26 protein-coding genes, 1 tRNA gene and 1 pseudogene are annotated in these 22385 nt (G+C 70.3%); 14 read left to right on the forward strand and 14 right to left on the reverse strand.

Going from position 1 to position 22385, the window contains the following annotated elements; genetic code table 11:
* Positions 1 to 29: 29 nt before the first annotated feature.
* Positions 30 to 812, forward strand: coding sequence for an LLM class F420-dependent oxidoreductase (locus ACJX2R_RS21415; RefSeq protein ID WP_413101451.1), 783 nt, complete (start codon positions 30 to 32; stop codon positions 810 to 812).
* Complete coding sequence (locus ACJX2R_RS21420) at positions 809 to 2221, forward strand: MFS transporter (RefSeq protein ID WP_413101452.1); 1413 nt, start codon at positions 809 to 811, stop codon at positions 2219 to 2221. Before ACJX2R_RS21415 ends, ACJX2R_RS21420 begins: the two co-directional genes overlap by 4 nt.
* Before the next feature lie 16 nt (positions 2222 to 2237).
* Here ACJX2R_RS21420 and ACJX2R_RS21425 read toward each other — a convergent pair whose 3' ends face one another.
* The 6 genes from ACJX2R_RS21425 to ACJX2R_RS21450 form a co-directional block, all read right to left on the reverse strand.
* Positions 2238 to 3290 carry an ABC transporter substrate-binding protein gene (locus ACJX2R_RS21425; RefSeq protein WP_413101453.1) on the reverse strand — a complete coding sequence of 351 codons (1053 nt, stop codon included), beginning with the start codon at positions 3288 to 3290 and terminating at the stop codon, positions 2238 to 2240.
* A gap of 26 nt (positions 3291 to 3316) precedes the next feature.
* Complete coding sequence (locus tag ACJX2R_RS21430) at positions 3317 to 3880, reverse strand: ABC transporter permease (protein WP_240813168.1); 564 nt, start codon at positions 3878 to 3880, stop codon at positions 3317 to 3319.
* 500 nt (positions 3881 to 4380) lie between these two features.
* Positions 4381 to 5307: a helix-turn-helix transcriptional regulator gene (locus ACJX2R_RS21435; RefSeq protein ID WP_413101454.1), complete on the reverse strand. Its 927-nt coding sequence runs from the start codon at positions 5305 to 5307 to the stop codon at positions 4381 to 4383.
* Positions 5308 to 5361: 54 nt separating this feature from the next.
* Positions 5362 to 6156, reverse strand: a complete 795-nt coding sequence (locus ACJX2R_RS21440) for a response regulator transcription factor (protein WP_413101455.1) — start codon at positions 6154 to 6156, stop codon at positions 5362 to 5364.
* A 389-nt stretch (positions 6157 to 6545) separates the two neighbouring features.
* On the reverse strand, positions 6546 to 6950 hold the full coding sequence (locus tag ACJX2R_RS21445; RefSeq protein WP_262699795.1) for a hypothetical protein: 405 nt from the start codon (positions 6948 to 6950) through the stop codon (positions 6546 to 6548).
* A 49-nt stretch (positions 6951 to 6999) separates the two neighbouring features.
* A complete protein-coding gene (locus tag ACJX2R_RS21450; RefSeq protein WP_138915455.1) occupies positions 7000 to 7401 on the reverse strand; it encodes an ATP-binding protein in 402 nt (133 codons plus the stop codon).
* A gap of 154 nt (positions 7402 to 7555) precedes the next feature.
* On the opposite strand from ACJX2R_RS21450, the gene ACJX2R_RS21455 reads away from it, so the two are divergent.
* Together ACJX2R_RS21455 and ACJX2R_RS21460 are read left to right on the forward strand one after the other, a co-directional pair.
* Positions 7556 to 8440: a DUF5753 domain-containing protein gene (locus tag ACJX2R_RS21455; RefSeq protein WP_413101456.1), complete on the forward strand. Its 885-nt coding sequence runs from the start codon at positions 7556 to 7558 to the stop codon at positions 8438 to 8440.
* A gap of 17 nt (positions 8441 to 8457) precedes the next feature.
* Positions 8458 to 8667: a DUF397 domain-containing protein gene (locus ACJX2R_RS21460; RefSeq protein WP_262699797.1), complete on the forward strand. Its 210-nt coding sequence runs from the start codon at positions 8458 to 8460 to the stop codon at positions 8665 to 8667.
* A 79-nt stretch (positions 8668 to 8746) separates the two neighbouring features.
* On the opposite strand, the gene ACJX2R_RS21465 is transcribed toward ACJX2R_RS21460, so the two are convergent.
* On the reverse strand, positions 8747 to 9340 hold the full coding sequence (locus ACJX2R_RS21465; protein ID WP_413101457.1) for a lytic polysaccharide monooxygenase: 594 nt from the start codon (positions 9338 to 9340) through the stop codon (positions 8747 to 8749).
* A 153-nt stretch (positions 9341 to 9493) separates the two neighbouring features.
* Here ACJX2R_RS21465 and ACJX2R_RS21470 point away from each other — a divergent pair.
* The 5 genes and pseudogenes from ACJX2R_RS21470 to ACJX2R_RS21490 all read left to right on the forward strand — a co-directional run.
* Positions 9494 to 9567: transfer RNA gene (locus ACJX2R_RS21470), tRNA-Lys, on the forward strand.
* A 451-nt stretch (positions 9568 to 10018) separates the two neighbouring features.
* Positions 10019 to 10168, forward strand: coding sequence for a peptidoglycan-binding domain-containing protein (locus ACJX2R_RS21475; RefSeq protein WP_413101458.1), 150 nt, complete (start codon positions 10019 to 10021; stop codon positions 10166 to 10168).
* A gap of 116 nt (positions 10169 to 10284) precedes the next feature.
* The gene (locus tag ACJX2R_RS21480; RefSeq protein WP_413101459.1) at positions 10285 to 10794 is read left to right on the forward strand and encodes a hypothetical protein; all 510 of its coding nucleotides are present in this window, start codon (positions 10285 to 10287) and stop codon (positions 10792 to 10794) included.
* Positions 10795 to 10965, forward strand: coding sequence for a hypothetical protein (locus ACJX2R_RS21485; protein ID WP_413101460.1), 171 nt, complete (start codon positions 10795 to 10797; stop codon positions 10963 to 10965).
* Positions 10929 to 11132 (forward strand): annotated as a pseudogene (locus tag ACJX2R_RS21490) (hypothetical protein); the annotation flags it as partial. The gene ACJX2R_RS21485 and the pseudogene ACJX2R_RS21490, both read left to right, overlap by 37 nt.
* Here the strand turns inward: ACJX2R_RS21490 and ACJX2R_RS21495 are convergent.
* Together ACJX2R_RS21495 and ACJX2R_RS21500 are read right to left on the reverse strand one after the other, a co-directional pair.
* Positions 11098 to 11601, reverse strand: a complete 504-nt coding sequence (locus ACJX2R_RS21495; RefSeq protein WP_413101461.1) for a choice-of-anchor C family protein — start codon at positions 11599 to 11601, stop codon at positions 11098 to 11100. The pseudogene ACJX2R_RS21490 and the gene ACJX2R_RS21495 overlap by 35 nt on opposite strands.
* Before the next feature lie 415 nt (positions 11602 to 12016).
* The gene (locus ACJX2R_RS21500) at positions 12017 to 12451 is read right to left on the reverse strand and encodes an ATP-binding protein (RefSeq protein WP_413101462.1); all 435 of its coding nucleotides are present in this window, start codon (positions 12449 to 12451) and stop codon (positions 12017 to 12019) included.
* Between the two features lie 114 nt (positions 12452 to 12565).
* On the opposite strand from ACJX2R_RS21500, the gene ACJX2R_RS21505 reads away from it, so the two are divergent.
* The 4 genes from ACJX2R_RS21505 (at position 12566) to ACJX2R_RS21520 (ending at position 16362) form a co-directional block, all read left to right on the forward strand.
* Positions 12566 to 13393, forward strand: a complete 828-nt coding sequence (locus ACJX2R_RS21505) for a helix-turn-helix domain-containing protein (protein WP_413101463.1) — start codon at positions 12566 to 12568, stop codon at positions 13391 to 13393.
* On the forward strand, positions 13390 to 13572 hold the full coding sequence (locus tag ACJX2R_RS21510) for a DUF397 domain-containing protein (RefSeq protein WP_413101464.1): 183 nt from the start codon (positions 13390 to 13392) through the stop codon (positions 13570 to 13572). Before ACJX2R_RS21505 ends, ACJX2R_RS21510 begins: the two co-directional genes overlap by 4 nt.
* A 45-nt stretch (positions 13573 to 13617) precedes the next feature.
* On the forward strand, positions 13618 to 14298 hold the full coding sequence (locus tag ACJX2R_RS21515) for a FadR/GntR family transcriptional regulator (protein ID WP_360075489.1): 681 nt from the start codon (positions 13618 to 13620) through the stop codon (positions 14296 to 14298).
* Positions 14299 to 14415: 117 nt separating this feature from the next.
* Positions 14416 to 16362, forward strand: a complete 1947-nt coding sequence (locus ACJX2R_RS21520) for a galactose oxidase-like domain-containing protein (RefSeq protein WP_413101465.1) — start codon at positions 14416 to 14418, stop codon at positions 16360 to 16362.
* A gap of 3 nt (positions 16363 to 16365) precedes the next feature.
* Here the strand turns inward: ACJX2R_RS21520 and ACJX2R_RS21525 are convergent, their stop codons facing one another.
* From ACJX2R_RS21525 to ACJX2R_RS21540, 4 genes are all read right to left on the reverse strand, one after another.
* A complete protein-coding gene (locus tag ACJX2R_RS21525) occupies positions 16366 to 17421 on the reverse strand; it encodes a glycoside hydrolase family 6 protein (protein ID WP_413101466.1) in 1056 nt (351 codons plus the stop codon).
* A 613-nt stretch (positions 17422 to 18034) separates the two neighbouring features.
* The gene (locus ACJX2R_RS21530) at positions 18035 to 18772 is read right to left on the reverse strand and encodes a class F sortase (RefSeq protein ID WP_413101467.1); all 738 of its coding nucleotides are present in this window, start codon (positions 18770 to 18772) and stop codon (positions 18035 to 18037) included.
* Between the two features lie 5 nt (positions 18773 to 18777).
* Positions 18778 to 19392, reverse strand: coding sequence for a hypothetical protein (locus ACJX2R_RS21535; RefSeq protein WP_413101468.1), 615 nt, complete (start codon positions 19390 to 19392; stop codon positions 18778 to 18780).
* A 171-nt stretch (positions 19393 to 19563) separates the two neighbouring features.
* Positions 19564 to 20346 (reverse strand): HAD-IIA family hydrolase, encoded by a 783-nt coding sequence (locus ACJX2R_RS21540; RefSeq protein ID WP_210950394.1) that lies wholly within the window; start codon positions 20344 to 20346, stop codon positions 19564 to 19566.
* Between the two features lie 270 nt (positions 20347 to 20616).
* On the opposite strand from ACJX2R_RS21540, the gene ACJX2R_RS21545 reads away from it, so the two are divergent.
* Positions 20617 to 20805: an antitoxin gene (locus ACJX2R_RS21545; RefSeq protein WP_020870990.1), complete on the forward strand. Its 189-nt coding sequence runs from the start codon at positions 20617 to 20619 to the stop codon at positions 20803 to 20805.
* A 46-nt stretch (positions 20806 to 20851) separates the two neighbouring features.
* Here ACJX2R_RS21545 and ACJX2R_RS21550 read toward each other — a convergent pair whose 3' ends face one another.
* Positions 20852 to 22342 carry a hypothetical protein gene (locus tag ACJX2R_RS21550; protein ID WP_413101469.1) on the reverse strand — a complete coding sequence of 497 codons (1491 nt, stop codon included), beginning with the start codon at positions 22340 to 22342 and terminating at the stop codon, positions 20852 to 20854.
* Positions 22343 to 22385 lie beyond the last annotated feature (43 nt).

Raw genomic sequence — 22385 nt, forward strand, 5'->3', positions numbered from 1 at the left:
AGAATCGCCAAGAGAAAGGATTCCCCTCCGTGTCCCTGCGCGTAGGCGTCCAACTCCACCCCCAGCACACCGGAATCGCCGAGCTGCGCACCGCGTGGCGGGAGGCCGACGCCATCGGGGTCGACTCGCTGTGGACCTGGGACCACTTCCTGCCGCACACCGGCGACCCCGCCGGGCGCCACTACGAATGCTGGTCGCTGCTGTCCGCCATGGCGGTCGAGACCCGGCGGGCCACCATCGGGCCGCTGGTGAGCTGCACCGCGTTCCGCAATCCGCATCTGCTGGCGGACATGGCCCGCACCGTCGACCAGCTCAGCGGCGGGCGGCTGGTGCTGGGCCTGGGCGCGGGCTGGTTCGAGGCCGAGCACACCGAGTACGGGCTGCCCTTCCCCGGACCGGCCGGGCGCATGGACGCCTTCGCCGCGTCCGTCACCGCCGTCAAGGAACGGCTGGCCAAGCTCAACCCCGGCCCGGCGGGCCCGCTTCCGCTGCTGATCGGCGGCGCCGGGCGGCGGCGCACCCTGGAGCTTGTGGCCCGCGAGGCCGACTGGTGGAACTGGTACGGCTGGGCCTCCGAGGACCCGGTCGCCGACTTCCGCGAGCTGAGCGGCGTGCTGGACGCGTGGTGCGAACGGGTCGGCCGGGACCCGGGCGAGGTGGCCCGTACGGTCATGGTCAACCCCGATCAGCTGCCGCTGGTCGAGGGGTTCGCCGAGGCCGGGGCGGTCCATGTGGTGCTCTCCCTCCCGGCCCCGTACGACCTGCGCAGGGTCGAGGAGCTGCTCAAGGTGCGCGCCGCGCTCACCTCGTGACGGCCATACGCGCCACGGCGCCCCGTACGCCCCTGGGGCGCCGCTTCGGCCTGCTCATGGGCGCGCTGCTGCTCTCCAGCCTGGGCAACGGGCTGTGCTTCCCGTTCACCTCGATCTACATCAGCCAGTTGCTGGGGCTCGGCGGCCGGGCGGCGGGCGGCTACTTCATCGCGATGGCCGCGGCCAGCTTCGCCGCCGCCCTGGCCGGCGGGCCACTGGCCGACCGGGGCAGCCCGCACCGGGTGGGCGCGCTGGGCGGAGCGGCGCTCGCGGTCGGGTACGCCCTGCTGGCACCCGCCGGTTCGGTGGCGCTGGTGCTGGCCTCGGGGGTGTGCGTGGGGGCGGGCTTCGGGCTCTTCTACGCCTCGATCGTGGGCATCGTGGACACCGCCGTCCCCGAGAGCGGCCGCCGCTCGGCCTTCGCCATCCGGCACATCGTCAACAACGCCGGGATCGGCCTGGGTTCGGTCGCGGCCGGGCTGGCACTGCACGGCGCGGCCACGCCGGTGGGGGCGCTGCGCTGGCTGTACCTGGCCAACGGGCTGGCGGCGCTGCCGCTGATCGCGGTGATCCTGGGCGTACGGCCCCGGGTCCGGCCCGGCCCGGAGAAGCGGGCCGAGCGGGGGACCCGGCCCGAGCCCACTGCTGGGTGTCCGGCGGATGCTTCCCCCTCCCCGCCCCTTCCCGAAACTGGGGCTTCGCCCCAGGCCCCGGGGTCCAGGGGCGAAGCCCCCCACGCGGCGGAGCCGCATATCGATACTGCCGGGAAGGGGCGGGGAGGGGAGAAGCCCGGGGCCGGGCCGACCTATCGGACCCTGCTGCGGGCCCGACCGATGGCGCTGCTGATCCTGGCCCAGGCGCTCTTCGCGATCGTCGGCTTCACCCAGATCGAGGCGACCGTACCGCTGCTGATGCACGACCGTATGGCGGTCACGCTGGGCTGGGTCAGCGCCGTCGTGGCGGCCAACTCCTTCGCCCTGATCGCCCTTCAGCCGCTGCTGCGCCGTCGGCTGGAACGGCTGCCGGAGACCGTGAGCCTGGCCGCCGGACCGGTGCTGTGGACCGGGGCGTTCGGCTGCGGTCTGGGCGCGGCGCTGGCCGGGGAGACGGCCCCGGCCGCCGTGCGGTACGGACTCCTGCTCGCCTTCGCGGTGATCTTCGCGGCGGGCGAGCTGATGTACTCCTCCGCCTTCTATCCGCTGCTGCTGCGCTGGTCGGGCGAGGAGGCGGTGGGCCGGGCGAGCGCCCTGGCGTCGCTGGCCTGGAACCTGGGCACCGCCTCCGGCCCGCCGATCGGGCTGTTCGTCGTGGCCAACGCCTCGGCCACGGGCAGCTGGCTGGCCCTCGCGCTGGGCGCGGCGGCCGCCTTCACGGTGGCCGCCGCGCTGCACAGCCGGACGACGGTCTGACCGCCGTCCAGCACCGCTACGACTTGGGCAGATACGACGTGTCGTAGGCGTCCTCAGGCGTGACGCTCTTCTCCAGGAGCCCCTGGTCGTACATGAAGTCGGCCATCCGGGTCCAGGTCTGCGGGTCGATCGCGCCCAGCTCGCCCTGGTCGTTCTTCATCAGCGGCGCCGTGGCCTTGAGCACCGCGCGGGCGTTGTTCCGCTGCTTCTCGCCGCGCAGCCCCGGTACGTACTTCTCGCTGAGCTTGATGGCCTCGTCCTGGTGGTCGATCGCATAGCGCAATCCGCGCAAAGACGCGTCGACGAACTTCTTGATGTCGTCGCCGCGCTTGTCGAGCGTCTTCTTCTTGGCGCCGAGACCCACGCCGACCAGCTGATCCCCCGCCGAGCCCGAGTTGAGGGTTATCGACCGGACGGCCTTGCCCGCCTCCTTGAACGAGACGGCGTCATTGTTCAGATAGCCCATCACCCCCTCGACCTTGTTTCCGGTGAGGGCCGCCTGCTGGGTGAAGCCGATGTTCTGTACCTTGGCGTCCTTGGTGGAAAGGCCGCCCTCCTTCAGGAGCGCCAGCAAACCGAAATAGGTCTCGCCGAAGGCGCCGGGGGTGCCGATCTTCCGGCCCTTGAGGTCGGCGGGGGTCCGGATGTCGGATTCCTTGGGCACGATCAGCCCCACCGGGTATTTCTGGTAAAAGGTGGCGATGTCCACGACGGGCACATTCTTGGCGCGCGCCTGAAGCATCTCGTCACCGCCCGCGTAGATCACATCTTCCTTGCCCGATGTGAGGGCCCCGAAAAGATCCTCGGCCGCGCCGTGGTGGCGCAGTGTCACATTGAGTCCGGCGTCCTTGTAGTAGCCCTTTTCCGCGGCCACATAGAAGGGCGAGAACTGGATGTTGGGGGTGTAGGTCAGCCCCACGGTGATGCTTGCGCCGCCCTTGGCCCCCGCGTTCTTCGGCTCCTCGGCGCATGAGGTCAAAGTGGCCAGCGCCACCACCGAGGCGAGGGCGGCCGTGCCCGTGACCCGATGTCTTTGGGCACGCCTCATGGACGTCTGCACGAAACGCACGTACTTCTCCTCTTGGGTGAAAGTTGTCAGTCGCGCTGAACGAGCCGCTCGACCAGGCGGACCACTCCGTACGAGACGGCGGCGAGAAGGCCGAGCATGACGAGCGTGGAGAACAGTCCGATGGTGTCGGCCTCCTGGCGCTGCACCGACAGCAGCTGCCCGAGTCCGTCGCCGCCCATCACGAATTCGCCGACGACCGCGCCGGTGATGGAGAGCGTGAGTCCGTTGCGCACCCCCGCGAGGACGCTGGGCAGGGCGAGCGGAAGCTCGATGTACCAGAGCATCCCCCACCACCCCACCCCGTCCACCCGCGCGGCCCCCATCACATCGGGGTCCAGCGAACGCAGCCCCAGTACGGTGTTGACGAGGATGGGAAAGAAGACCAGCAGCGCGCAGAGGACCGCGATGGGCAGCAGTCCGTACCCGATCCACAGGGCCAGCAGGGGGGCCAGCGCCACCGCGGGCATGGCCTGCGAGGCGGCCACATACGGCTGGAGGGCCGCCGCGGCGATCTCGCTGCGGGCGATCAGATAGCCGAGCGGCAGCGCCACTCCGATGCCGATACCGCTGCCCGCCAGCGCCTCCCACACCGTCTCCTTGGTGTAGTCGACGAGATCACCGTGGAAGACGTCATCGAGGAATTGCCGCGCGAGGTCCAGCGGAGCCGGAAGATAGAACTCCGCAACGGCGCCGGTCCGGGTCACGATGTCCCAGACGACAAGCAGCGACAGCCCGAATACCAGGGGCGGCAGCACAGTCCGGAACAGCGTTCCGCGCCGGTCGGCGAGAGCCGTTCCGGATGCCGTTCCCGATGCCGCTCCGGTCATTTTCCGGCCGACCCCGGACCGCGACTTCTCACCATTTCCCCCGCCGTCGCCGGTCTTTCGCGCATGTCCCGGTCGGGGTGAATGCGGCTCGTCCGCAGCCGACTCGCCGTCCGCGCCCGCCGTGGCGGTCGCGCCCCTTCCGTGCCCTTCGGTCATCCCCAAATCCCCTTGCATTACCGGCTGTTACCAGATCTCGGCACGCCCGCAGGCAACCTATCGCCAGCACGCTCCGGATCACAATGTCGATGGGGAAAACGAAATTATCATGTGGACGTATTTCCAAGGATGCCGAGCTCAGTGGCGCGCACCCCGGCCTGGAAACGGGAGTTGGCCTCCAGCAGCTCCAGGATCCCGGTGACATAGCGGCGGTACGTACGCACCGAGATCGCCAGATCGCGGGCGGCGGCCTCGTCGGTGACCCCGTCGCGCAGCCGGGCCAGCACCCGGCGGACCATTTCGGTGCGGGCACGGTTGCCGAAGTCGAGCGGGCGGGCGGCGGGCACGGCGCCGCCCCAGATGGAGCGGAACATGCCGTACAGGGTGGCCACCACCACCGGGTCCTCGATGACCGAGGTCTGCCGCCCCTCCTCGGCCTCGGTGCACACCAGGGCGGTCCGGCCGTCGGCGATCACCGCCGTGGGCAGCGGCACCGACGCGATCCGCACCTGGGCGGGGGGCGCGGCCGGGGCGGGGCCGGACGCTTCGGCGGGTGGCGCGGGCCCGGGGATGGGCCGCGGTACGGGCCCCGACGGCGCCGTTCCGGCAGCGGGCCCCGAGGGCGCCGCCCCGGCGACGGACCCGGAGGCAGCCGTTCCCGCGGCGGACCCGGAGACGGACCCGGTGGACCCGGACCCAGGTGCGGATCGGCCGCGCAGCACCCGCACCCCGACCGGCTCGCCGAGGTCCGTGAGCAGCGCGCCGAGCGCGGCCTGCACCGGCGCCATCCGGGACGAGCACTCGGGGAAGACGGCGTCCACGCTCCGCCCGGCCTGGCCGATCACCTCCTCGGCGGCGGCGAGGAACGCGGCGTCCTCCACCCCCACCTCGGTGAACCGCGCGTCCCGGGTCCGCCGGGCGCGGTGCTGGACCACCGTGGCCTCAATGAGGTCCCGTACCTCCCGTAGCGTCCCCTCCAGGGTGTCCCCCGCGAGCGCGGCCTCCGGTCCGGGATCGCGTCCGCGCTCCATCATGTCGATATTCCCGCACTTTCCGCCTCGTGACGTGGTCAAGGTCTCGAGCGCCGTTCAGTGACGGCTGGGCAGCAGCCCCATTTCCACCGCCCGCACCCCCGCCTGGAAGCGGGAGTTGGCCCCCAGTTCGCGCATGATCTCCGCCACGTACCGACGGTAGGTACGCAGCGAGACCTGCATCTGGCGCGCCGCCACCTCATCGGTGTGGCCGGTGCGCAGACACTCCAGGATCCGTCGTACGGAGTCCGGGCACAACCGCCCGCCGAGCCGCGGATAGTCCGTGAGCGCCACGGCGTTCCCCCAGGTCCCGGCGAACATCATCTCCAGGGCCCGCACCGTGGCGGGGTCCTCGACGAGCGACGCCTGCCCCGGGCCCCGCCCCGGCTCCGACGGCCCCCTCCTGAGGTAGACCACCTCGGCGTCGATGAGCAGCGCCTCGGGCAGTGCCGGCAGCCCGCCGTCGCAGATCCGGATCTCGCACCGCGGATCGGTGCGCGCGAGCGCCCGTACGGCCCCCGAGGCCAGCACCGGCTCCTCGCACAACAGCCGTATGACGACGGCGCGCTGGGCTCCCCTGGCCGGGCGGGCGAGCGCGGCGCAGACGGCCCGGGTCTGCTCCTCGTTCCCCGAGAGCACCACGCCGACGCTCCGCTCGGCGCAGTCGACCAGGGTGTCGACGACCTCGGCGAGCGGCACCTTCCCCAGAGCCGTCCCCGCCCAGGAGTCCTGGGCCAGCTCCCTTCGGTGCCTGGTGACCGTGGACTCGATCAGATCACGGGCGGCCAGCAGCGCGTGCTCGACATAGTCGATGGCGCCTGACGAGGGAGTCTCCGTGCTCTCCGTGCTCATGGGAGAAGGCTCGGACACCCTCACAAGACCAACCATGACTTCCCCTGCCGGGTGACAGTGACCTGGTTATGCGAATACCGGCCTGATTCTCGTCAATTTCCCTGCCCCGAAATGCGCGGGCAGCATTGTGCGAAATCCACGACGACACTAATTCGCGCACAGCAACCGCGTCAACGCGGGGCGTGAGGTAAAGAGTTGTCAAAACGGCGTGTGGCGGCGCGCGTCATGCTGTCGTGCCGTCGATGCGCCGGGGCACGTGTCCACAAGTTACCGGCGAGTGCACCTTCCGGACCCGGAGGTACTACGGACCGCAGCGATTCGACGCCGTTCGGTGACGCGGAGTGGGGGCCAGTGTCCGGTTACTGCCAACTCGGCACCGAAGATCGGTATCAGCCGAAGCTGATCGGCCCCTGGAAGTCCCGTCCCTGGATGACCGGGCCGGTGATACGGGCGTTGCCCCCGATGCGGTTGTGCACGGCCCCGGCCTCCCCGGCCGGCTCGCCGTGCTCACGCATCCAGGCCGCCAGATCACGGCCGAACTCCGGGTCCTGACGGGCCCGTTCGACCAGCAGATCGGCCAACTGGCGCAGCCGGGCGCCATCGTCGTACGGAATCGCCACCGGATCCGGCCCACCCGGCTCCGGCTCACCGGCCGGTTCGCCCTCGCCGCGCCGCAGCACCCTGCGGACCAGCGTGCCGAAGGACTCCAGGGCCCGCCGCCCGGCCTCGCCGCCGGCGCCCGAGACCGCCGCGTTGACCGCCGCGACCAGCGCGCCCGCCGTCACCGGGTCCACGGCCCACCCCCTGCCCTCGTCCGGGGCCCTACGCTACCGGCGCCGCTGGTCACGGTTCCACCGCTTCCGCGCGGAGGGTGAACCAGACCGTCTTGCCGGTCGGGGTGAGATCCGTGCCCCAGTCATGGGCGGTCTTGCTCAGCAGGAACATCCCCCGGCCGCTCTCGGAGAGGAAGTCCGGCTCCTTGACCACGGGCAGCCCGGACTCGGTGTCGCTGACGGCCGCGTGGATCCCGTACGGAAGGTTCTCCAGGGTGAGGACGCATTCGGGAGAGGCCGCGTGCTTGTGGACGTTGGACAACAGCTCGGTGACGCACATCCCCGCCGCGCTGATCAGTTCCTCACGCCCCCACAGCCGCAGTCGCGCCCCCACGGCGCGGCGTATGTCGGCGAGTATCCGCGGATGGGCACGGAGACGCAGTTCGTATCGCTGCGAGATGTTCTCAGCCATATGCTCCGGGGCCCCTCCAAAGCACGACGCGCTGCCGTGTCCCCTAGCGATCCTGGCCTATGCAACGTCCCACTCGCAATGTTTCGACCCACTCGCACAAGACTGGCATATGCCTGGCTGGTAGGCGTAGTTGGCAATACGACAGACTGGCGACATGTCCTACCAGCCAGTGCCCACCGTTCGGCGCAGGCGCCTGGGCTCCACGCTACGGAAACTGCGCACCGAAGCGGGGATGACACTGGACGCGGCGGCCGACGCACTCAACGCGGCCGCGAACGGGTCGTCCGACGCCCGCCGCTGGACGGCGCCGAAGCTCTCCCGGATCGAGAACGCCAACGCCACGATCCGCACCACCGAGGTCGAAACCCTGCTCAGGGCCTACGCCGTCACCGACCCGGGCACCCGCACGGCCCTGGAGGGACTGGCCAAGGACGCGGGCAAACGCGGCTGGTGGCAGACCTATCGCGGCGTCGTGGGCCCCGCATACGCCGACTACATCTCACTGGAGAGCGACGCGGAGAGCGTCCGCGACTACGCCTCACTGGTCGTCCCCGGTCTGCTCCAGACTGCCGACTACGCGCGCGAGACCATCGCGGCGAACGCCGTGGCCCGCACCGCCTCCGAGGTCGACGCACTCGCCGAGGTGCGCCTGGCCCGCCAGGCCGTCCTCACCCGCTCCCACCACCCGCTGCGGCTGTGGGCCGTCATCCACGAGGCGGCGCTGCGCCGCAGGTTCACCGGTCGGCCCGGCATCATGCCAGCTCAGCTGAAGCGGCTGCTGGACGTGGCGGACTGGCCCACGGTCACCCTCCAGGTGATGCCGATCGACGCGGCCCCCAACCCCGGGGACGCGGGGGCGTTCACACTCGTGGCCTTCCCGGGGCCCATGCCGGATGTCGTCACCCAGGAGAACCTGCGCGGCCCCACATACGTCGAAGGAGTCGACGACGTCAACGTCTTCGCCGACGCCTTCGGCCATATCGTGGACCGCGCACTGTCCACGGATGCGACGAAGGCCCTCATCGCTGGTCTGGTATGAGAAAGAGGGCCCCACATATGAACACCTCTGCAATGACCGCGCATCGCCACCCCCACTGGCGCAAGTCCTCGTACTCCGTGGGCGAGGGACAGTGTGTCGAGGTCACCGCCGCCGGCGGCCACGTCCGGCTGCGGGAGAGCGACGACCCCGGCACCGTACTGACCGTCGTGCCGACGGTGCTCGCCGCGTTCGTCCGGAGCGCGAAGGCGGGCGCGTTCGACGCCTGATCGTGTGACGCGGTGTGACGCGTGTGACTCGTATGACGACGGTGTGGTGCCGCCCCGGGACGGCACCACACCAGCGACGTCAGAACTGGACGTCCGAGCAGGCATAGAAGGCGTTCGAGGTGTCCGCGATCGTCCACACGGCGAGGATCACGTGTCTGCCGGTCTTACCGCTCGGGATCGTCCCCGAGTGGGAGAACGTGGACGGCGGACGCTGACCGTTGTACGGAACGGTCAGGAAGGGCTGGGACTCCAGGCTCGCACGGGTCAGCTTCTGGCTGGGGTTCCAGCCGTTCTTGGTGATGTAGTACTTGAAGTCCGTGGTCGCGTGGGAGACCGTGAACCGCCAGTTGAAGGTGTAGCTCCGGCCGGCGGTCAGCTTGGTCGCGGGCCAGTTGCCGCCCCGCGGGTCGTCGAGCTGCGAGAACCGGCTGTTGCCGCCCGCGCAGATCGAACCGTCCGCGGGACCGCCCGACGGGAAGCCCTTCGGGCCCTCGACGCTCTGGGGCTCGTACTGGATGTCGCCGCAGCCCGTCACCGTGCCGTTGGCGCACAGCTTCTGGCGGCTGATGGGCGAGTCGGTGTAGCCGTGGCTGGAGGCGCTGCCGCCGGTCGCGAGGACGGAGATCGCCGCGAGACCGATGCCGATGACGGCGGCGCTGATCTTCTTGCGCATGCTTCGCTCCTGAAGACGTGGGGAGTGCTTCGACGAGCCGTGCACGGCGGTCTAGACCAAGTTTGAGAGTATCCAGGGGGCAATAGTCATGTCCATACCAATGGCGTCGACCTGAGCACCCTGCCGGGTCGGGTAGGATTCCCACGTCAGCGGGCGCCGCTAGCTCAGTTGGTTAGAGCAGCTGACTCTTAATCAGCGGGTCCGGGGTTCGAGTCCCTGGCGGCGCACCTTGGCTTACGCCACCGATCTGGGGCTTCTCGGTTCTCCGAGAAGCCCCAGTCGCTTTTCGGCGGAGCTTCGGCGCTCTTCGCGATCACTCCCCGCCGTCCTCACCCTGACCGCACCCCAGGCCTCCGCCGCCGAGCGCCCCGCGGCGACCGACGTCAAGGTGTCCCCGCGGGCCTCGGCCGAGACCAAGGCGTTCGCCAAGGCCCACCCCCGGGCCGACCGCGGCCGCCGCGACCGTGTGCGGCACCGGCTACACGCTGGACAGGGCCATTCCGCTGCCCGAGGGCACCGACCCGAGCATGCGCCTGGCCACCCTGTTCAGCTACACCAACGGCAGCGGCAAGGGCTGCGCGATCCTGGAACTTCGGCCCCGGCACCCAGTCCGGGCTGAAACAGCACACCGTCGCCTCGGGCGAGACCAGCACCTGGGTACGGCTGTTCTCCGCGGCGATGATCCTGAACCAGCGGCCCAATGTGCCGTTCAGCGCCTCGTTCGGATCGGCGCTGCAATCCGCGGTGAACGGCTTCCAGGACTTCGCCAAGCTCCCGGTCACCGGGAAGGGCGACTACTCCACCCGGGCGTCGCTCCTGGTCTCCTAGTCGGAGATCTACGAGGTGCTGCGGCGCTACCAGGGGCCGAAGGAGCCCGCCTTCACCGACGCCAAGAAGCGCATGCCGCTCTACTACATCTTCGAGAAGTACAACAGGATGATGCGGTGAACGAAGCACCTCCATCGCCGACGGCCGATTCGGCGGGCGAACTCGACTCGATCCTGTTGCTGTTCATCTGCCTGATCGGGGTCATCGTCATCTTCACCCTGATCGGCGTGCTCGGATCAGGCATCGCCCGACGCACCGGCCGCCGGAAGACCCGGGCCGAATGGCTCGGGGGCATCGCCCTGCTGTCCGTCTGCGTGACCGTCGCCCTGTACATCTGGGGCGCGCTCCATGTGATGTTCATGGAGAGCTACAACAAGAGCGAGGCGTGCGCCAAGGCGGGCGGGGCGGCGAAGGCGGCCCAGGTCGACCGCTACTCGGCGAGCTACTTCCCGCTGCGCTTCACCTGCCGGATCGACGAGGGCGGAAGTTACGACGCCGCGGTCCCGGGATACGTCAACCCGGCCATGGGCATCGCCTTCGTCCTGGCCATCGCCACGGGCGCGGTGTCCGTGGTGGCCCGCGACCAGAACCGGCCCACCAGCCCCACCATCACGAGGGGACGATGAATGAGCGTGTTCGACCCATCCCGTAGGCAGCTGCTCGCCCGCTCCGGTGCGCTGTTCGGCGCGGCCGCGCTGGCCTCCCTCCCCGGTTCCGCGCTGCTGGCGACGCCCGCGTACGCCGCGTCCTCGCACTCCAAGTCAAGGGCGGCTTCTTCCCCCAGCAGGAGGTCGTGATCCGCGACATCCTCGCCGAGCTCGACGGCGTGGTCCGCTGGGGCGGGGACGACCGGAAGCCGGCCCCCGGCGCGTGGGGGCGCCGAGGGCTCCCTTTCGGGATCAGCGGCGATCAGCGGCGATCAGTCGCGATCAGTCGCAGGAGGGGCAGGGCGTGCAGGCGCTGACCCTGACGTCGTCGATGACCGGCCCGTAGGCACTGTCGTTCGTGCTGGCGAACGCCAGCGTCGTGGAGGTTCCGCGCGCCACGAAGGTCACCTCCCGGGTCACATAGCCCATGTCCGCGAACGTCTTGCCCGTGACGTCGAAGCTGAAGTCCTGGAAGTTCTGCCCGTCCACCAGCACCTTCCCGCTCCTCACGGTCGGGCCTCCCGCCAGATTTCCGGCCAAGGAGTACGTCACCGAGTACCGCTTCCCCGGGACCGTGGTGAAGGTCTGCTCCACCGTCCCGGCGCCGGTACCGTTGAGGTCCACGGACTGGCCCCCCTCGGCCGCCTGCCAGAAGCCGTCCCCGATGTGGTCCACGTTTCCGGCCGTGACCTTCCACGGCCCGATGGACGCGCCCGTCCCCAGGTTCACGAACGTGTTGGCCGCCACCGTGGGCGTCTCGAAGCGGCTGGTGCGCCGGTCGATCACGCCGAACCACCCCTCGGGGAGGGGGTGTTGGGTTGCGCGGCTCGGTCGGGTGCGGCGCCGTCTCGCGCCTTCGGCGCATTTGAGCAGCGGGGCAGGGGGTGGGGGGCGCGGACGCGTCGCCGGGCGCCGGGCGGCCGGGTGTGGCCGCCGGTGGCGGCAACGGTCTTCCGGGGCGGAGGCCGTTGCCGGACCGCCTGCCGGGGGGTGGGGTACCCCTCTCGAAACTGTTTGATAAATTAGTTGCTTCAGATCAAGCGTTTTTTAGAGGGGTACCCGGAGGGGCCGCCCTGGGTCCTCGAGCCGCATCCCGGCTCGGCCCCGGCCCTCGGGTACGGAAGCCGCCACGGCACCGGCCCCCACCGGCCGCGGCCGGCGGCGAGGCCCCGGCCCCCCACCCCCGCCCCCATGCTCAAAGTCACCTCGCCTCGGTGATCCGCGCCCATACGGTCTTGCCCGGCCCCCTTCGCTCCCTGATGCCCCAGCGATCCGCCACCGCCTCGACCAGCATCAGCCCCCTCCCCTCCTCGTCGTCCGACGTGGGCGCCTTCGGCACGGGGCACTTCTCATGGGTGTCGCTCACCTCGATCTCCAGGACGCCGCCCCGCTCGTCGTACGCCAGCCGCACCGCGAAGTCCCGCCCCGGTACGCGCCCATGGAGCGCCGCGTTGGCCGAGAGCTCGGCCACGACCAGGATCGCCGCGTCATAGCCGCCCACCCCCGGGGTGAACCCCCACGCGGTGAGCTGGTGCACGGCCAGCAGCCGGGCGAGCCGGGCACCGCGCCGGGTGGCGGAGAATCGCTGCGCGAACGTACGTACGGTGACGGGGACTTGGCCCTGTGGTGCGGTCATGGCGGAAGCGTCCCGGCCCGACGGCGGCCTCTGCCAGGCACGACACCCACCCAGTTTCGCTTGTACCAGTTCACCGACTGGACCGGGGCGGTCACCGCCCGTGACGATATGAGGATGACAAAAGACAGCGAACCGGAAACGTCGGAGAGCCTCAAGACCTTTGGCGCGGTACTGAAGGCCCTACGGGACGAGGCGGGGTTGACGCAGGAGCAGTTCGCCCCACGGGTCCGGTACTCGGCGACGTACGTCGCGAAGATGGAGCAGGGCAGGCGCTTCCCGCCCAAGGAACTCATCCCGCGCACGGAGGAGGTCCTGGGCGCCCCGGCCGCCCGCGTACTGGGCGCGGCGTACCGCAGTCTGACGCGGAGGGTCGGACTCGCGTCGTGGGTCCTGCACTGGGCGGGGATCGAGGAGGAAGCCGTCTCACTCCTCGCGTACGACTGCGCGGTGGTGCCGGGGTTACTTCAACCCGAGTCGTACATCCGCGCCGTCTTCGACCGCTACATCCCGCACACCCCTACGGAGGAGTGCGAGCAGCAGGTGATCGCACGCCTAGCGAGGCAGCAGCTGTTCACAGACCTGCCGAGCACCTCGTTCTGCTTCATCATCGAACAGGCCCTCCTGGACAGGCACTTCGGCGGCTCAGGGATCACCAGGATCCTGCTCGACCACCTCCTTGAGCAGCAGCAGCGCCGCAACGTAGAGATCCAGATCATGCCCCTCCGGCAGGAGGATCACTCTGGTGCCGATGGATCGATGCGCCTCGCCGAAACGATGGAACACCGTTGGCTCGGCTACATCGAAGGGCACGGCAGCAGCATCCTGATCACCGATCCGAAAGCCGTCAGTGCCATGCACCAGCGCTATGGCAAACTGCGCTCACAGGCTCTGAGCCCTCAGGACTCCACGAGCCTGCTGGAGCAGATGCGAGGAGCGCTATGAGCAGCAGCACTACCGAACTCGACTGGTTCAAGAGCAGCTACAGCGGCGGCGGAGGCGGCGAGTGCGTCGAGGTCGCGATACGCCCCGAAGCCATCCACATCCGCGACTCCAAAACCCCCCAGGGGGATCGGCTCACCGTCTCCCCCGAAGCCTGGGCCGCCTTCATCGCACACATCTGACCTGCTCGTGCCGCCGCCGCTAAGCTGTCCGGATCGGAGGTGGCGGTGGCGGCGCACATACAGGAACGCATCAAGCGGCTGATCATCGACCAGCGGCTTCCCTCGGGCGCCCCGCTGCCCACCGAGACCGAGCTGATGGAGCTGCTGGGCGTCAGCCGTAACTCCGTACGCGAGGCGCTCAAGGCGCTCCAGGCGATGGGGATCGTGGAGATCCGGCACGGCTTCGGGACGTACGTCGGGCCGATGTCGATGGCGCCGATGATCGAGGGGCTGATCTTCCGTACCGTCGCCGGGCACTACCGGGGCGAGGACAGCCTCCTCGAACTCCTCGAGCTGCGCGAGGCCGTGGAAACGGGGCTGATCGCGCGGCTGGCAGGCCGCATCCCGGAGGCGGATCTCGCCGAGCTGGACGCGGTCGTCCAGCGGATGGAGGCGGAGGCGGCGGAGGGCTCGGTGCGGGCCGAGACGGACCGGGCGTTTCACGCCGCGCTCTACGGGAGCCTGGACAACACGCTGCTGAGCGAGGTGCTGGAGGCGTTCTGGGACGCCTTCCACCGGGTGCGGACCGACCTCGTGGACGTGCCCACGGACCCCCGGGTCACCTGCAAGCAGCACCGGGAGATCCTGGAGTCGGTGCGCTCGGGTGACGCCCTGCGAGCCGAAGAGGCGATCCGCGACCACTTCGGGAACATCCGCATCCGACTGCGTTCGGCGCATCGCGAGTAACCCGGGCCCGAGGCTGGTCGCGGCCACCTTCGGCGGGTCGCTGGCCTCTTCGTTCCACTTCGGCCACAGTCATCCGACGATGACCGTTTTGTGCCCGAACTTGGGGGACGATAAGAAGTGAAGTACCGACCGAGTCGCCGCACCCGCCGCTTCGGGATCGGTGCGGCGGCCGTCTTCGTGCTGGCCGGGATGAACGGCCCGGCCCTCTACCGTTTCAGCTCGGACAAGTACCACGCGTACAAAATCCACCAACCGGAGTACAAGGCGGAGAACGGCCACTGGGATGTGGTCGATGTCCCCGAGGAATACCGGATCAATACGATCCACGCCGCCCTGCTGCACACCGGCAAGGTGCTGCTGGTGGCCGGCTCCGGGAACAACGCCAAGAACTTCGCCGCCAAATCCTTCCGCAGCGTCCTGTGGGACCCGGAGAAGAACACCTTCACCAACATTCCCACCCCCAAGGACCTCTTCTGCTCCGGGCACAGCCAGCTCCCGGATGGAAAGCTGCTGGTGGCGGGCGGCACTCAGCGCTATGAGAAGCTCAGGGGCGATGTCGAGAAGGCGGGCGGACTGATGTTCGTCCACAACGAGAGCCCCGACAAGCCGAAGACCCTCCCCGCCGGTACCCGCTTCACGGGGAAGGAGAACGGCAAGACCTTCGAGTCCAAGGACCCGATTCTCGTTCCGCGCGCGAAGAAGAGCAAGAATCGCAAGGGGAAGGTCACCGTCACCGCGAGTACGGCGCGGGTCTATGTGGAGGCGCTACGCAAGGGCAAGAAGTACCAGACCGGCACCGAGGACAATTACCGGATCTCCGGGCTGAGGGGAAAGGACAAGCGGAACTTCTACGGGATCGCGCAGAAGCTGTCGTTCGACAAGAAGGACTTCCAGGGCATCAAGCAGGCATATGAGTTCGACCCGGAGGCCGAGCGATATGTCCCGGTCGATCCGATGAACGAGGCCCGCTGGTACCCGACGCTGACCACCCTCCAGGACGGCAAGGTGCTCGCGGTCTCCGGGCTGGACGAGATCGGCCAGGTGGTGCCGGGGAAGAACGAGATCTACGACCCCAAGACCAAGAAGTGGAAGTACCTGCCCAAGAAGCGCTTCTTCCCGACCTACCCCGCGCTGTTCCTGACCGACAAGGGCCGGATCTTCTACACCGGCTCGAACGCCGGATACGGCCCGGACGACAAGGGCCGCACGCCCGGCATCTGGGATCTGAAGACCAATCGGTTCGATGTGGTCCCGGGGATCAGCGACTCCGACGCCCTGGAGACGTCGATGTCCGTACTGCTGCCGCCCGCGCAGGACCAGCGGTACATGGTGCAGGGCGGGGGCGGGGTCGGCGAGGACCCCAAATCCACGGCGAAGACCCGGATCGTCGATCTGCACGCCGATAAGCCGCGGTTCCGCGATGGCCCGGAACTGTATGCGAAGGTGCGCTATCCGAGCAGTGTGATCCTGCCCGATGACACCGTCCTGACCACGAACGGCTCGGGCGACTACCGGGGGCGCGGCGCCACCAATGTGCTGAAGGCCGAGCTCTACGACCCGAAGAGCGACACCGCGCGCGCGGTGGCCGATCCGCTGGTGGGCCGCAACTACCACTCGGGTGCGCTGCTCCTGCCGGACGGCCGGGTCATGACCTTCGGCTCGGACTCGCTCTTCGCCGACAAGGCCAACACCACACCGGGTGAGTTCCAGCAGCAGATCGACCTCTACACCCCGCCGTATCTCTTCCGCGACTCCCGCCCGAAGCTCGCCGACACCGCGCCCAGGACGGTCAAGCTCGGCGGGAAGACCACCTACCGGACCGCACACCCATCGTCGATCGCCAAGATGCGGCTGATCCGGCCCGGCTCCTTCACCCATGTGACCAATGTCGAGCAGCGGTCGATCGCGCTGGACTTCACCCGGGCGAAGGACGGGGTGACGGTGACCCTGCCGAAGGACTCGTCCTTGGTGCCGCCGGGGTGGTACATGCTCAACGCGGTGGACGACCGGGGGACGCCGTCGAAGGCGGCGTGGGTGAAGGTGCCCGCCCCGAAGAAGAAGTGACGGCTAACTACTTCTACGGTCGGCGTTACGGGCGAGATCGAGCGCGTACCGGGGCCACCACCGACCCGCGGTGGGACCGCCCTTGCAGGTGCCGTCCGACTCGCCCGGACGCTTGATCCACAGATAGGCGTCGATCCGCTCGTCCCCGGTCTCGACGGTCGGCCGCTCGCCCAGCGCCCGGCCCTTCGGATTGCACCACGCCTGCGGGTCGTTCTTACCCGGGGCCGGGCCATTGCCGTTACGGCTGGTGTCGATCACGAAGGGCTTGCCGCCGACCAGCGCGGACAACCGCTTGCCGTACGCCCGGTTCTCCTGGGTCGTCTGGTAGTTCGAGGTGTTCAGCGCGAAGCCGTCGGCCTTACGGATACCGGCCCGCTTCAGCGGCTCGACCATCCGGCGCGGGTCCTTGATCCAGTGGGGGTTTCCGGCGTCCAGATAGACCTTGGTGCGCGGCAGCCCCTTGAGCTTGTCCACAGCGCCGGTCAGTAAGTCGTACCGCTCCTCGTGGAACTTCCTGGGCGTACAGCCGTCCACCACGTGCGGCAGCGCGTCGGGCTCCAGGATGACCGTCGCCCGGCGGTCGCCGATCCCCCGGACCGTCCTGTCCAGCCAGGTGCGATAGGCGTCGCCATCGGCCGCGCCGCCCTTGGAGTACTGTCCGCAGTCGCGGTGCGGGATGTTGTAGAAGACCAGCAGCGCATCCCGGTTCACCTGATCCGCGGCCGCGGTGAACCCCCGCGCCCGCCCCTCCGGGTCGTCCACCCCCAGCCACTCCGCGACGGGCTGCTCCGCGATCTTCTCGATCAGCCTGGCCTCGCCGTCCTCGCCCTTCTTCCGGTACGCCGCGGCCTGGCGCGCCGCGCTGCCATCCGGATTCACCCAATAGGGGATCGTGGCCTTGGGCCGCTGCTTCGGCTGCCGCCCGACGAGCGAGGCATGGTCACTATCCCCTTCCGAGGGCCCGAAACACCCGGAGACCACGACGCACGCCAAGAGCGCCCCGGCGACGGAGACCACGCGCGTACGGCTGCGAGTGCCGGGTATGCGGCTCCGCCACATGGTCGGGGCTCCGCCCCTGGACCCCGTGGTCTGGGGCAGAGCGGATTTCTCCCCTCCCCGCCCCTTCCCGTTACCAGGGGCTCCGCCCCTGGACCCCGTGGTCGAGGGCGCAGCCCCGGGTGGGGTCCAGGGCACAGCCCCAAGCAGGAGCCGGGGCACAGCCCCGGGTGGGGTCCAGGGCACAGCCCCAAGCAGGAGCCGGGGCACAGCCCCGGGTGGGGTCCAGGGCACAGCCCCAAGCGGAAGCCGGGGCACAGCCCCGGGTGGGGTCCAGGGCACAGCCCCAAGCGGAAGCCGGGGCACAGCCCCGGGTGGGGTCCAGGGCACAGCCCCAAGCAGGAGCCGGGGCACAGCCCCGGGTGGGGTCCAGGGCACAGCCCCAAGCAGGAGCCGGGGCACAGCCCCGGGTGGGGTCCAGAGCGCAGCCCCGGGTGGGGTCCAGAGCGCAGCCCCGGGTGGGGTCCGGGGCACAGCCCCAAGCGGGAGCCGGGGCACAGCCCCGGGTGGGGTCCGGGGCGCAGCCCCGGGTGGGGTGCAGGGGGCGGAGCCCCCTGGTTTCGGGAAGGGGCGGGGTGGGGGCTTCGCCCGCCGCAGGCGCCCACCCTCGCACCGACTAGTGCGGCGCATTGCGGCTGCCCGCCGACACATTGCCCGCAGAGCCCGTCGTGCCGGTCAGGTAGGCCGAGACGACGACGTTCGCCGAGTACGTCCGCGTCGAGCGATCGTACGTGCCCCCGCACGTGATCAGCCGCAGCTCCGCGCGGTCATGCGACCGCGACCCGTACACCCGCCGCGCGTCAAAGTGCTTCTCCGGCACCACCTCGACGTCCTCGACCGTGAACTCCGCCGTCGTCCCGTCCGATCGCGCGACCCGCACCCGCTCCCCCCGCTTGAGGCGGCTCAGCTCATGGAAGACCGCCGGTTTGCTCTTCGTGTCCAGGTGGCCGACCAGCAGCGCGGCGCCCGGGGAGCCGGGCTCGGGGCCGGCGCGGTACCAGCCGACCGTGCCGGGGCGGCTGAAGGGCGGCGGCTTCACGGCCCCGTCGCGGTCCAGGCCGCTGGCGACGATCGGGGCGCGGACCCCCGCCGCCTCGATCACGACCCGCTTGGGCCGGGCGGAGCCCAGCGGCGCGTGCGCCGGGGGCAGCGGATGGGCGGACGGCCGCCCGACCGCGGCCACGTCCCCGGTCATGGGCGCCGGACCACCCGTACCCTCCGTCGTGTCCCGGCCCCACATCCACAGGCCCAGCAGCAGCGCCGCCCAGGCGAGTCCGATGGCCAGCCGCCCGAGGCCGGAGAAGCGATTCCCGATGCCGTCCATGTTTCCGTCCATCTCGGTATCCAGATCCATGGGGATCAGCTCGCGGCGCGGGAGGGGTGGCGGCGGCGGTGGACCGCGAGGCCGCCGACGGCCACGGCCGTACCGCCGGAGAGCACCAGGCCGTACGCCTCCGCGGCGCCGATGTCGTCGCGTGGTCGCGCCTCGTCCGGCGCGGTGCCGCCCCCGCCGGCGCGGACGGGGGCGACGGGCGAGGGCGGGCGCTCCACGGCGAGGGCGACCCGGTCCGCGCCGTCCTGCGCTTCCCCGCCCGCGCCGCCCGTGCCGCCGGCGCCGCCCCCGCCCGCGCCCGTTCCGTCCTCGCGTACGAGGCCGCCGTCCGCGCAGTCCAGGGTGACCCGGTGCGCCCCCTTGGCCGCCGTCGAGCGGATCGTCGCCTCGCTGAAGAGCGCGTCCCCCTCGGGCGTCAGCTCCGCGTCGTCCACGAACACCGGTGAGGAGGCGGTGGCCACCCGGTCCGGGCAGCCGAAGGCCCAGACCTCGACCTCGGCGCCGGGGGCGAGGGCCCGCGGACTGATCCGGATCGTGGTGGTGGCGGAGTGGCGCTGCTCGGCGAGGACCGGAGCAGCGGCCGTCATCGCCGCGACGGCGGCGCACGCTGCGCTACAGAGAGTGAGTGCGACAATGCGCATGGTGAAACCTCCCGATACCAAGAGGCTCACGCGCCCGGCAGGGCCCCGCATCCGCTGCGGGCACCTACTGCGCCATCCGGGGGACAGGGCTGGGGCACAGGGCTCACCAGCGGGTCATACCGGGCTCACCGGCGGGCTCACCGGCGGGCCATACCGGTACTCACCGGCGGATCATGCGATGCGTTCCACGAGGTCCGCGATGGACTCGACGACCGTGGACGGGCGGTACGGGTACCGGTCCACCTCTCCCGCCTTGGTCACCCCGGTGAGCACCAGGAAGGTCTCCATACCGGCCTCGAGCCCGGCCCGCACATCCGTGTCCATCCGGTCGCCGATCATCGCGCTGGACTCGGAGTGGGCGCCGATCGCGTTCAGCCCGGACCGCATCATCAGCGGGTTGGGCTTGCCGACGAAGTACGGCTCCTGGCCGGTGGCCTTGGTGATCAGCGCGGCCACGGAGCCGGTGGCGGGCAGCGCGCCCTCGGCCGAGGGGCCGATCTCATCGGGGTTGGTGGCGATGAACCGCGCACCGTCGTTGATCAGCCGGATGGCCTTGGTGAGCGCCTCGAAGCTGTACGTACGGGTCTCGCCGAGCACCACGTAGTCCGGCTCGACATCCGTAAGGACGTAGCCGATGTCGTGCAGCGCGGTGGTCAGCCCCGCCTCGCCGATGACATACGCGGTGCCGCCGGGGCGCTGCTCGTCCAGGAACTGGGCGCTCGCGAGCGCCGACGTCCAGATGTTGGCCACCGGCACGTCCAGCCCGATACGGGACAGCCGGGCGTGGAGGTCGCGCGGGGTGTAGATGGAGTTGTTGGTGAGCACCAGGAAGGGCGTGTCGGACTCGCGCAGCCGCTTGATGAAGGCGTCGGCACCGGGCACCGGTATGCCCTCGTGCATCAGTACACCGTCCATGTCGGTGAGCCATGACTCGATCGGCTTGCGCTCTGCCACTGGTTGCTCTCCGCTCGGATCGGCCTCTGCGACGACCTCAGCCTAACCGGGGAAAGCGCTGGGGAGACCGCCCTGTGTTCCGGAGCACGATCCGTTCGCCGTCCGTTTCGCCATCCGTTTCGCCATCCATCTCTCCGCCCGCTTCGCCGTCCGTCCGCGCTCCGTCCCAGCGCGACAGATCCGCACAGGTGTCTGATGCTGGGGAAGGGGCGGAATCCGCCCCTCCGTGGAACGAGCCGGACCGTGAGGCCGGACCGTAAGGAGGCCGCGATGGGCATGATGGACAAGCTCAAGGGCGCGATCAGCAAGAACCCGGACAAGGCTCGGAAGGGCGCTCGTAAGGGGGCCGAGACCGCGGACAAGAAGACCGGCGGCAAGTACTCGGAGCAGATCCAGTCCGGTTCGGACAAGGTCGACGACGAACTGCGCCGCCGGGGCGAGGGGCCCCGGGGCCAGTAGTTCGTACATGCGCCCCCGAACGTGAGGGCGTCCGGGCGCCGGGGCTTCAGACCCCCGAGCGCCGGGACTTCACCACGAGGACGGTTCCGCAGGTCACGAGCGCGGCGCTGATGACGCCGAGCCCCGCGAGCAGGGCGGTGTGACGGCCCGTCGCGGCGAGCTCGGGCATCCGCTCGTGCTCGCGCTCGTGGCCGCCGTCCTCCTCGCGACGGCCGCCACCGCCGGTGCCGGTACCGGTGCTGGGCTCGGCCTGGGGCTCACGGCCGGGGTCGGTTTCGGCGCCGGGGTCGTCGGTCTCCGTGCCCAGCCCGGTGTCGGTGCCGAGGTCGGTACCGACGTCGGTGCCGGGGTCGGTCTCCGTACCGAGGTCGGTGTCAGTGCCGGTGTCAGTACCCGTCTCGGTGTCGGTGCCCGCATCGGCGTCCGCGCTTGAGTCCGAGCCCGGGTCCGTGTCCGTGTCCGTACCCGTCTCGGTGTCCGCCCCGAGGTCGGCGTCCGTGTCCGTATCGACATCCGCGCCCAACTCGGAATCCGTATCGGCATCGGCATCGGCATCGGCATCGGGGTCCTCTCCGGTCCCCGCGTCCTCTTCGGCGCTGGGATCGGAGTCGATGTCGGCCTCCGCGCCGACGTCGGCGTCCGTCTCCGTGTCGGCATCAGCGTCGCTGTCGGCACGGGGCGGCACCGCGGCCGGGGACGTTCGGCTCGGCGTGGCCGTGGGGCGCTTGGATCGGGTGGTCGGTTCCGGAGCGGGCTTCGTCTCGGTTCCCCCTTCGGTGGCGGTTCCGGCGCCGACACCGGTATCCGGTTCGGTCTCCGTAAGCCCGCCGGAGCGCGTGGCCGCCCTCGTACGCGTTCCGGCGTCCGGACCCGTGGTTCCGGTACCGGTGTCCGCAGTACTGGCACCCGTCCCCGCACCCGTACGCGTACTCGCACCCGTACTCGTCGCCGTCCCGCCGATGCGGAAGACGTAGTCGTTCGACTGCCCCGCCCAGTCGCCGTCGTCCGCGCGCCGCTGTACGGCGATCGCGTTGGCCGTCACCGGCCCCTCGGGCGCGTCCGCGGCGAAGCGCGTGCGCACCTGGACGTCGACGGTCTTGTGCGCGGGCACGGTGAAGCCCTTGAAGTGGTCGTCGAAGACCCCGATGTTCTCGTCCTCGTCCGTGGTCTGGAAGGAGACGGTCCGCCAGGTGGCGCCGCCGTCCGCGGCGGGGTCCAGGAACTCGAAGCCGATATGGCGGGGCCGCAGTTGACGGGCCTGGTCGACCAGGACGGCGATGGGGTGGATGGCGCGGCAGCCGGTGTCCGTGGCGTTGCGCAGTTCGAGGTGCCAGCCGCGCCAGCCGCCGCCCAGGGCGTACTGGTCCGGCCCGCCGCGCAGATGGGCTTCGATCGGGAAGTCGGAGGCGTTCCGGTCCCCGCAGGCGGCGGGCTCGGCCTCGGCGGCGTACGCCGGGACCCCGTAGAGGGCCGGGGCGAACGCTAGCGCGGCCGCCGGAAGGACAGCTCGTAGGGACAGTGCGGTGGGCAAGCGCATGAGTGACCTCTGCTGTGCTGCGGTTTTCCCCGAGCACTCCGCT

Origin of the sequence: Streptomyces sp. Inha503 (assembly GCF_047215865.1) — a bacterium.
Classification (GTDB): Bacteria; Actinomycetota; Actinomycetes; order Streptomycetales; family Streptomycetaceae; genus Streptomyces; species Streptomyces lycopersici.

What these genes read in the sequence shown, in the direction of transcription:
- ACJX2R_RS21505 (WP_413101463.1), top strand. Translation starts at nt 12,566, where the DNA reads ATGACAAAAGACAGCGAACCGGAAACGTCGGAGAGCCTCAAGACCTTT.
- ACJX2R_RS21500 (WP_413101462.1), bottom strand. Translation starts at nt 12,451, where the DNA reads ATGACCGCACCACAGGGCCAAGTCCCCGTCACCGTACGTACGTTCGCG.
- ACJX2R_RS21485 (WP_413101460.1), top strand. Translation starts at nt 10,795, where the DNA reads ATGAGCGTGTTCGACCCATCCCGTAGGCAGCTGCTCGCCCGCTCCGGT.
- ACJX2R_RS21535 (WP_413101468.1), bottom strand. Translation starts at nt 19,392, where the DNA reads ATGCGCATTGTCGCACTCACTCTCTGTAGCGCAGCGTGCGCCGCCGTC.
- ACJX2R_RS21510 (WP_413101464.1), top strand. Translation starts at nt 13,390, where the DNA reads ATGAGCAGCAGCACTACCGAACTCGACTGGTTCAAGAGCAGCTACAGC.
- ACJX2R_RS21440 (WP_413101455.1), bottom strand. Translation starts at nt 6,156, where the DNA reads ATGAGCACGGAGAGCACGGAGACTCCCTCGTCAGGCGCCATCGACTAT.
- ACJX2R_RS21450 (WP_138915455.1), bottom strand. Translation starts at nt 7,401, where the DNA reads ATGGCTGAGAACATCTCGCAGCGATACGAACTGCGTCTCCGTGCCCAT.
- ACJX2R_RS21530 (WP_413101467.1), bottom strand. Translation starts at nt 18,772, where the DNA reads ATGGATCTGGATACCGAGATGGACGGAAACATGGACGGCATCGGGAAT.
- ACJX2R_RS21525 (WP_413101466.1), bottom strand. Translation starts at nt 17,421, where the DNA reads ATGTGGCGGAGCCGCATACCCGGCACTCGCAGCCGTACGCGCGTGGTC.
- ACJX2R_RS21455 (WP_413101456.1), top strand. Translation starts at nt 7,556, where the DNA reads ATGTCCTACCAGCCAGTGCCCACCGTTCGGCGCAGGCGCCTGGGCTCC.
- ACJX2R_RS21475 (WP_413101458.1), top strand. Translation starts at nt 10,019, where the DNA reads ATGATCCTGAACCAGCGGCCCAATGTGCCGTTCAGCGCCTCGTTCGGA.
- ACJX2R_RS21460 (WP_262699797.1), top strand. Translation starts at nt 8,458, where the DNA reads ATGAACACCTCTGCAATGACCGCGCATCGCCACCCCCACTGGCGCAAG.
- ACJX2R_RS21550 (WP_413101469.1), bottom strand. Translation starts at nt 22,342, where the DNA reads ATGCGCTTGCCCACCGCACTGTCCCTACGAGCTGTCCTTCCGGCGGCC.
- ACJX2R_RS21465 (WP_413101457.1), bottom strand. Translation starts at nt 9,340, where the DNA reads ATGCGCAAGAAGATCAGCGCCGCCGTCATCGGCATCGGTCTCGCGGCG.
- ACJX2R_RS21435 (WP_413101454.1), bottom strand. Translation starts at nt 5,307, where the DNA reads ATGATGGAGCGCGGACGCGATCCCGGACCGGAGGCCGCGCTCGCGGGG.
- ACJX2R_RS21545 (WP_020870990.1), top strand. Translation starts at nt 20,617, where the DNA reads ATGGGCATGATGGACAAGCTCAAGGGCGCGATCAGCAAGAACCCGGAC.